Annotated in this window: 7 protein-coding genes and 1 pseudogene; all 8 read right to left on the reverse strand. The window is 47.9% G+C overall.

Annotation, left to right across the window (positions count from 1 at the left end; all coding sequences use genetic code 11):
* A pseudogene (locus tag A3751_RS20670) lies at window positions 1–482 on the reverse strand (hypothetical protein); the annotation flags it as partial.
* A 4-nt stretch (window positions 483–486) separates the two neighbouring features.
* Window positions 487–987 carry a biopolymer transporter ExbD gene (locus tag A3751_RS20675; protein WP_068458749.1) on the reverse strand — a complete coding sequence of 167 codons (501 nt, stop codon included), beginning with the start codon at window positions 985–987 and terminating at the stop codon, window positions 487–489.
* Window positions 984–1,538, reverse strand: a complete 555-nt coding sequence (locus A3751_RS20680) for a biopolymer transporter ExbD (RefSeq protein WP_068458750.1) — start codon at window positions 1,536–1,538, stop codon at window positions 984–986. The genes A3751_RS20675 and A3751_RS20680 overlap by 4 nt, the downstream gene beginning before the upstream one ends.
* A 36-nt stretch (window positions 1,539–1,574) precedes the next feature.
* Window positions 1,575–2,264 carry a MotA/TolQ/ExbB proton channel family protein gene (locus A3751_RS20685; protein WP_068458751.1) on the reverse strand — a complete coding sequence of 230 codons (690 nt, stop codon included), beginning with the start codon at window positions 2,262–2,264 and terminating at the stop codon, window positions 1,575–1,577.
* A 310-nt stretch (window positions 2,265–2,574) separates the two neighbouring features.
* The gene (locus A3751_RS20690; RefSeq protein WP_068458752.1) at window positions 2,575–2,895 is read right to left on the reverse strand and encodes a hypothetical protein; all 321 of its coding nucleotides are present in this window, start codon (window positions 2,893–2,895) and stop codon (window positions 2,575–2,577) included.
* A 38-nt stretch (window positions 2,896–2,933) separates the two neighbouring features.
* Window positions 2,934–3,548 carry a tetratricopeptide repeat protein gene (locus A3751_RS20695; RefSeq protein WP_068458754.1) on the reverse strand — a complete coding sequence of 205 codons (615 nt, stop codon included), beginning with the start codon at window positions 3,546–3,548 and terminating at the stop codon, window positions 2,934–2,936.
* A gap of 28 nt (window positions 3,549–3,576) precedes the next feature.
* Complete coding sequence (locus A3751_RS20700) at window positions 3,577–6,339, reverse strand: tetratricopeptide repeat protein (RefSeq protein ID WP_197466571.1); 2,763 nt, start codon at window positions 6,337–6,339, stop codon at window positions 3,577–3,579.
* Window positions 6,340–6,440: 101 nt separating this feature from the next.
* Window positions 6,441–8,707: hypothetical protein (locus tag A3751_RS23280; RefSeq protein ID WP_197466572.1), on the reverse strand; the 2,267-nt coding region annotated here is incomplete at its 5' end.

The following is an 8,707-nucleotide window of genomic DNA, read 5'->3' on the forward strand; positions in this document are numbered from 1 at the left end:
ACCTTTCGGGCAATTGGTTTGGCTGTCACGGTTTTTGGTGTATCGAGTTTCACGCTTTCAGCAAGAGTGCTTAGTTTTGAAAGCTGGCTACTCATGGCGAGTAATCCACTGTTTTGTGCTTTCTCTCGTGCCGCCTTAATCTCTTCAGGTTTGGCTTTGATCTTTGGTTTGGGTTTTTTCACGATTTTTGGCTCAGGCTTAGGTTTTGGTTTCTCTACAACCTTTGGCTCAGGCCGTTTTTCGGGCTCTACTTTTGTTTCCTTTTTCTTGATGATCTGTTTTGGTTTTTCTTTCTTCTTGACGAATTTAGCCAAGTTTGGAGGTAGCTTTTCTAATGCAGCTCTTTCAGGAGGCGGAAGGTCTTTCCAAGTAATGATGGCCGCCATCACGAAAAAAACAGGTAAAACAACCGCGCTAATACGCTTGATCCGCTGCTTTTCGCCCTGCTCTGGGCTCCAGGCCAAACTATTTCGATTAAACATCTACTTAGGCCTCCTGCTTTGTCTGACGGTTAACAGCGAGAGAAATACTCGCATAGCCCGCATCAACACAGGTGGTCATAATTTTCTTTAGCAACTCATATGGCAATTCTTTGTCGGCAATGATCGTAATCGGACGTCCGCTTTCAGCGACCGGAGCGTTTGAACGCGAAGCTTGATAGTCAAGCTCTGCTTTTAGCAATGGCTCTACTTCACCATTAAAAGATCGGATCTCATTGATTTTCACAATGGCACGCCCACTAATCAGTATATCGCTCTCGGTCACCGTCAAAGCTAGCGTCTCTTTTGGCATTTGCTCGGCACTGGAAACTGGAAGTTTGATCGCGTTATCTTGATTAATTACTTGAACATCAGAGGCCGAGTTAACCATCAAGAAGAACACAAGAATTGTAAAAATATCCATCAGTGAAACCAGGTTTAATTTACCTTGGTTTTTCCCTCTTCGCTGATGCCGTTTGATTCTTTTGGCTTTGGCGGACTCTTTCATGATTCCACCTTACTTGAGTTCGAGCTTGAGCTAGCAGATGCCTTCGCAACTTCGTCGTTGTTGGTGACAATCTCTGGTGCGTCAGCGATGGATATTTCTGGGAATAGTTCGCCATAAACAAGGTTTCCAGCGACCACGGTTGGGAACGCCCGCACGGAGTCCATTACGCTTACCAATGTTTGATATGACGTTTCTTTCTTAGCCATGATCGTAATGTCTTTCTTATCCGGAACCCTCGCTTTTAGCTCCTGCATGACCTTTCCCAGTAATGCAAAATCATATTCCTCTTTCAGGTTATCAATTTTTTTAATGATGCCACCTTTATTGTCCGACACAACGAGCTGGGATTCTAAGATGATGACCTGTAGCTGCAGCTCTTCCTGTTGTTCATTATCCAAGGCATTGGATTGCGGAAAATTCAAATCTAAGACAGCTGTGTGTGCGAAAATCATATTGATCAATAGAATCGGTACTAACACGATCATCAGGTTCATGAACGCGGTGATATCTAGATCAGCATCGTCGCGAGTCCGCTTATGTCTGCGCCTCATGGCAAATCCTCTAAAACTTAGTAATAGGCGTCGTCGTTAAGCGGCAGGCGCTGCGGCTGATTTTGGTTGGGGTGTTGCTGCGTGTTGTTGTGCTGCAGCGACAGGACGATCACTAATGACGTTCATCACCTTGATACCGGCCATTTCAAAGCTATCAACAATTTCATTGGTTTTTGCTTGAAGTACTGAATGAATAAGTAGCAGAGGAATCGCGGCCATTAAGCCGAACGCGGTTGTATTCATAGCAACGGAGATACTTTGTGAAAGCAACGACGCCTTTTGCGCAGGATCTGCTGATGCAACGGCAGTGAACGCCGCGATCAAGCCAATGATTGTACCCAATAGACCAAGCAACGTAGAGATGTTCGCTAACGTCGCTAGATATTGAGTGCGCTTTTCTAGTCGAGGCATCGCTTCGAGCAAGCCCTCTTCCATCGCGTACTCAATATCCTGTCGACCCTGTCGACGAGACAATCGCTGAAGTCCAGCACCAATCATCAAGCCCATTGGGCTTTTAGAGTTAGATGCGAATTTCAGCGCGCCGTTAAAGTCTTTTGAGCGGATCATTTTATAGAGCTGCTCAAAAACCTTTCGATTGCTGATTTTGGCGACGCTTAGGTAGGAGTAGCGTTCAATCGCAATAATCAAACCGACGACAAGTACGAGCGAGATGGGGTACATAAAAAAACCGCCATCTTGGAAGAAGCGGATAATGGTCTCGATCATTGGGTATTACTCCTAGCTAAAAGGTCAAATCTTTAGAATCGACCCCCTTCAAGGAGGTCGCACTGTACTATGTTAAAAATTGTAGAAAGACTTAAGACAAAATGTGGTTATATCCGGCAATCATTTGTTGCGATTTGTGTACATGGGGCGCTGGCCACATTTTTTTTGTGACGAATTTGGGGTATTTGCCTGGTGCTCAGCGCGGAGTCTGGGAAGTGTTAGGTGTTTCAAGGTGCGATTGAGAATGCTCGCTCGCTAAACCGGTCGCCTGCGAAACGAAACGCGCTGTCACTAAAGTGCTTTGTAAGATTCACGGCTGTCCATCGCTCGTTGAGTCTTGATTGGATTGTGCACCCAATCGAATTTCATCTGTCGCTTGCTTGAAGTGCTGATGGTATTTTATCAAGCGTTTGAACTCGGAGCGTTCCAGAGGTTGTAAAGCACGCGTTATAGCGAGACCAGCGGCTGGCGCATCCAAGGCGACGACTTCTGGGGCTTGCCAAGGAACCAAGTAAAGAATTGTTGGAGACTCTTGATTGCCCCTTATTCTCGTACCTTCGATAACGATGACATCATCTTCTGCTTGCGCAGCGCTAATATTCAACAGAACGGAACAAAAAAGCGTGCTCATGATGGCCCTTATAGGGTGGAGTTTGAAGTATGCGCGCATCACGGCTCCCCTATTCTGCGTTTTATATCAAAGATCCAATCTTTTAGTTTTGGATCCGGTACGGTTTCAAGTGCTTGTGCACGTTCATAAAGTTCCAGGGCCTCTTGGAGCCTGCCTCGATAAAGATCGAGGAGAATGGCAAGATTTCGTATCGCTGGGATGTAATCAGGGTTCACAGAGAGTGCTTGGCGGTAATACGACTCAGCGCCATCGAAATCCCCCTTCTCTCTAGCAATCAAACCAGCTAGCATCAGCGCCTGAGGCTCCTTGGGATCGATCTGCAGCGCCTCCAAGATGTACGCGCCGGCTTGATCATACTGTTCTGCTTGCAGGGCAATATGCGACAGGTTAATGCGCGCTGCTGTATTGTTTGGAAAGCGTTCTAAGAACGCTTCATAGCCCTGTTTCGCGTCGTCAATATCGCCATTTTTATGGATTTGAACGATAGCCGCGAACGCTTGTTGCGTTTTTACCTTCTCCGCCTCAATGTCTTGAACTTCAGCAACATCCGCTGCCGGTTTTTGGACTGTAGCACAGCCGCTATATACACAAACTAAGGCAAGTAAAGCGACGGCTTTAAAACGATCTTGTAGCGCCCTGGTGGAGAAGGTCATGCGAAACCCTAGAGCCCAGCGTAAATCCTTATTGCAGCGCATCGACAAGTCCTCCCGTCAATTCAGGCTTGTCATAACGCCCTGGTAGCAACTTTCTAAGCGATGCAAAACTTTCCTTTACCCAATCGTCGTAAATACCATTCCAGCTGCGGCTCGCGTTTTGCTCGTGAATATCAATTGCACTATCCTCGAATGGAAACGCCTGTTCTTCTAGCAAAATCTCATACTGCTCCAATTCAAGTTCGTTTAAACCCTTTGGTCGATCAGAGTTCATTAAATCCTGGCTAAGCTGCACATAGATGTCGGCCATACGGTAACCGGCTTCTGTCGAAAAGCTGGAAATCCCGTAGGAAGCAGTTTTTTGGTACGCCTGCATCGCACGCTCAAGCGCGATCGTTTTCTTCGCCATTGACTCATTTAATGGTAGCTTCAGTTTTATGCGCGCGTACCGAGTGAATGCGTCGTTCGCAAGCACCGCAGAAGCCGAGGCGGCAAGGTAAACCATGCGCTGGTCTGCATCGCTCCCGAGCGCATCCACCGTCTTCATCTGTTTTGCTAACCAGAATCGACGCTTAATTTGGTCACCTGTCTCATCATAAAGTTCTGCGAGCCGGTTAGCCGCCTCCATATATTCACTCGGCGGATTAGGGTAGGTATTCGCATAAGAGCGGTAGTTAGATATCGCCTTTGCCTTGTTGTCGGCGCGATCATAAAGCTCTGCAGCGATGTAGAGCGTGTCTTGTTTCTCTTGATCCGTTTTAGCAAGCAGAATCATGGTCTTGAGCTCGTCAGCAGCAAGTTCCCACTGCCTTGTTTCCCGGTATGCTAAGGCCATTTTCGGTACCAGGGTGTCGATCAAAGCATGCTGAGGGTAACGAGATCTGAATGTGCGCATTTCAGTAATGGCTCTTGGCCATTTCTTTAACTCAATCAGATAAGCAATCGCGTCGTATTCCGCGTTGGTTCGTAAGGTCGACGAGGGCGAAGCGACGCCCACTCTCAACAATTCATCGATTGCCGCAAGCGTTTCGCCAGCGCCTAACAAAAGCTCCGCCTGCCGATAAACACTTGCAGCTAAGTTTTCGTTCAGCGCTATCCGCCTTTGATCGCTTCTCGGCAAGCCGTTAATCGCTGCAACATAGGCCAGTTCTGCATATTTATAATCCTTCAGCGCGTATAGGCTGTGCGCTTTTATGATCCGGGTCTCGGCCAGTACCTTGTTTGATGGGCTTGGTTGCCAGTCAAGTAAGCGTTCTGTAAGTTCGATGCTCTGAACATAGTCTTGCTCTGCAAAAGCATCTTGCGTGGCTGAGTAAAGAACGTCGTCTGCCCGTCTGTCTGTCGAAAATTCGTCGACGAAGCGCAGGCGACTCTTTTGCCGTAAATCTTTATTCGCTGTTAGTACTCGAGGGTTGTTCGCATCCCATGAGCGAGAAAAACCATTGTAGGCCAATATCGACGCATAAGCGGCTTCATTTGCTTTGTCGTAACTCGGAAAATAATACCCTGCTGCCTCAAATGCGTAGATTGCGCTTGCCCAGTTTTCTAAAGCGAGCCGGCACTCTCCAAGTAACATTAACGTTTCGGGCGTTTGGCGTTCGCTTGGGAATGCAACGACAAAATCGCCGTAATAGCGTGCCGCTTTTCGGTAGTTGCTTGCGCGCGCTTGCTTCTGATTTTGCTTTTCTGCTCTTTGTGCAAGAACGTAGTGACGATCTGCTAACTCGGGCAGCAATATTTTTAGCTCGGTAAATACAGGCTCTAGGTCTTGGTCTTTGTTGACTAACCAAAACGCACTACCTATTCCATATACATCAACAAAGCGAACCTTCTCTTCAAAGATTTCGGCTTTAAAGCCTGCTTTTTCGAGTGTCCCGATAATGTTGGCTTGATAGCGAGGCGCATTAAGATTCAGAGGGTGTAAGGTAATGAAACGGCGATAAACAGAAAGCGCGTCGCTGTACTGTTCTTTACTGATTAACAAATCACTATAGCGGTCGTAGACGACGATCTCGTAACTTCGGTGGCCGGCAACATTAAAGAGGTTTTCTAGGGCGTCAGCGCCACCTAAATACGATAGTGACAACCCCATTACGCGAAACAAATCTTCAACCATGGTTTGGCTTCGCTGCTCTACCTCACCCACTTTTAGGCTATCCGGCATCACAAGATCGAGTACATCGACGAAGGATAACAGCGCGTCGTTGTATCGTGTTTGCTTAAATTCGCTCCAGCCTTTCATATAATGCGCATTCGCCAAGAATGAACTATTACCCACTGCAACAGTGGCTTCAAAAGCCTGTTCGGCACCAACATAGTCTTCAGCGCTAAACAAGATTTCGCCTCTTCGGAACTGTGCTTCCGCCGTGTATTTTGACTTCGGGAAAGTACCCACTAGTATCGTGAGCGTTGAAAGGTAGTTGTCGACCTCGCCTTTTAAGTCATAGGTCTTTGCTAGTTGGTAGTAAACGCGATCGTTAACCTCGCGATCGGGATAGCGTTGCAAAAGACCTTTATAGGCATCAATCGCAATATCGAGCTCGTCAATGGCCTGCTCGGCCATGATTTCCTCACCTTTGAGTAATTTTAGATCTGCCAAGCGGTGCAATACGGTTAGTTGATCCTCGGGCGACTCTAGCAGCGGCAAGAGCTCAGAGTAATTGGCAATGACATCTTCAAGATCCACATCTGACTGTGTGTAATTATTCAATGTTGCAGGCTGAATATCTGCAGGACGCAAACTCTCTAAAAGTGCAGGATCTGCCACACGTGCTGGTTCCGATTGAAACATCTGACAACCTGAAATGAAGAGCGCGATTGTCGTCACTAAACAGTACTTAAAATACATGCAGTAATGCAAATACATGCGGCTGCTTTGAATAAACCCCCTCATCATGCGGACGCCTCTTTATAAAGAACATCACGCGCGCTTGCTCCAGCGCTTTCTTTCTTTGCTATCGTGTCGTCGTTTTGCGCGCCGTGCGCACTTAGCGGTGTGTTTTCTAGAGCAGAGTCTTGTTTTTGCCCCTCTGATCTAACGCGATCTGACGACTCTTTAGATTGCTCGGTTTGTTCCTCGTTGCGCTGTCGATACAATTGATCGGACAATCGCGCTTGGGCATGGCGCGATGCTAGACGATACTGCGCGACCTCGGAAGATTGGCGGTCTAGTTCTCTGGAAACCTGTTCGATTAAACGGCCTCTAGTCGCTACTAATACAACATCGATTTGCGAAGCGAGCGTGTCGAGACGAACCCCCGACTCGAGAATACGGCTCTCTAATCCGGATTGGAAAGCGCTGTTTTCTATCTCGGCTTGTAAGTATTGGCGTCGAGCTTCGAACTCGTCGATAGATTCGCCCAGCTCTGATATTTCTCGTTGCGCGGCCCATCGGTTAACGCCGTAGCGATCCGCAACCCACCAGTCAAAATAACGCTGAACACGCGCCAGCTTAGCGCTAAATTCTTGTTGCTCTTCGCCGGCCGGCAAGGATTTAAGCGTCTCTTTGGCTTCGATAATCTGGGCATTGAATGCGATTTGGCTTTCATCCATAAAAAATCGCACATCTTCATCCACTAATGCTTTATCAATTGCTTGCTTGTATTCGTTGAATCGCAGCGTCCATAGTTCAGCATCTTGCGCAGTTAGATCCGATCTGACTGCCGCCAACTTGCTTTGTCGCTGTGCGGCGCGAGTTTCAAGCATCAATGCGAACGAATCTAATCGCGAGCGCCATGTTCTTAAACCATTTTGCAAATCGTAAAGCTCGTGAAGGTCTCGCAGCGCCATTTGAAACGGCTCTGTCGCTAACAAGTTGACAAGATAAAAATCGGAAGGCAGAACGCGAAGTCGGCCATAGGCGTCGCGCTGCGTTGATTGCTCTCCTAGCGCTTCAGTGAGCGCCATATTTTCGCATCGGCTGTTCTGCGAGCGCTTAGGTTCTAATCGACCAGCGTTGAGATAATCGTCATTGCTTTGGTCTTCGCTTGAGGAGAACGCGGTTTCGAGCGCCGCAATAATCGTAACTTCGTCAAGAGATGCTTGTTGCTCTTTGATTGTTTTCAGGATTCCATCGTAATGGTCGCCTGCCGCCCTATAGGCCTGAGCGGCAAGCGCTGGCTCATTAAGTCTTTCATATAAAAAAGCGAGAGCATAAGGCACTTGTTGCAACCAAGGCGTGAACAAGGTGCGCGTGTTTAGTCGATCTAGAGCTGCGAGTGCAAGTTCATGCTGCCCTAAATTGCTTTGCGCGACAGCATATTGGAAAAGTGCTTCATCTGAGACCATGCTCGAGTACGGAACCTTTTGCAAATACGTAACGGCTTCTACGAACGCGTTCTGTTGCAGCGATATCTGCCCTAAACTTAGATAAATGCGATCTCGCAAAGCGGCACGCTCTGCCTGCTCATCAGAGCCAGACTCTGCTTCATGTTGATTCGAAATGCGCTTGAGTTGCTCTTGCGCGGCGAGCAGACCATCCATAACAACTGCACGATCTTCTCCGTGATCGAGGCTCAAAAGCGCCTTGTTGTATAAACTATAAACTGACCACAAATCATTTTGTTGAGCTCTATCGGAAAGGCTGTCGTCATCGGTGGCAAATGACGAGTGGGTATATGACGTTGCATTTTTTTGTGTGGGCGCGTCAGCAGTATTTAGAGTAGCAACCGCATTTTCATTTCGCCCTTCTCGAAGCAACACCTGCGCATTTAGGTAGCGCCATTCAAGGTACAGTGACTCGTCCGATTCGAGGAGTCTCTCGGCATTAACTTCACTGAGTGCACGTTGAGACGCAACAAGGTCACTCTCCAAGTAAAAGACCTTGCCAAGGTAGAACCACGCTTGATTTCTAGCATCGGCGCTTACAAGCGCTGTCATATCGGGACTCAGCAACGCCTCAAAATGCTTTTTGGCCTCTCGCGTCATGCCATACGCAAGCATTAAACCGCCTTCGACGAGCAAAGGGTGGTCACCGTGCTGCTGGATACCACCCTTCTCTTTCGCAACATTCAAGACGGTGAGCGACTCGAAAAAGCGCCCTTGGTGGTACTCGTACAGTGCCTCGCCGTACAGCAGGTCGTTGGCGCGAGTAGATATAGTAGAGCCAGCTTCAAACTTCGCATCATCGGCAATCAAGTTACTGACCGGTATCATCCCGA

This window comes from Oleiphilus sp. HI0080, from assembly GCF_001635135.1.

Bases quoted from the DNA above. Each gene is read 5' to 3' on its own strand.
- A3751_RS20675 (WP_068458749.1), bottom strand. From the start codon at position 987: ATGAAAGAGTCCGCCAAAGCCAAAAGAATCAAACGGCATCAGCGAAGA.
- A3751_RS20680 (WP_068458750.1), bottom strand. From the start codon at position 1,538: ATGAGGCGCAGACATAAGCGGACTCGCGACGATGCTGATCTAGATATC.
- A3751_RS20700 (WP_197466571.1), bottom strand. From the start codon at position 6,339: ATGTTTCAATCGGAACCAGCACGTGTGGCAGATCCTGCACTTTTAGAG.
- A3751_RS20685 (WP_068458751.1), bottom strand. From the start codon at position 2,264: ATGATCGAGACCATTATCCGCTTCTTCCAAGATGGCGGTTTTTTTATG.
- A3751_RS20695 (WP_068458754.1), bottom strand. From the start codon at position 3,548: ATGACCTTCTCCACCAGGGCGCTACAAGATCGTTTTAAAGCCGTCGCT.
- A3751_RS20690 (WP_068458752.1), bottom strand. From the start codon at position 2,895: ATGAGCACGCTTTTTTGTTCCGTTCTGTTGAATATTAGCGCTGCGCAA.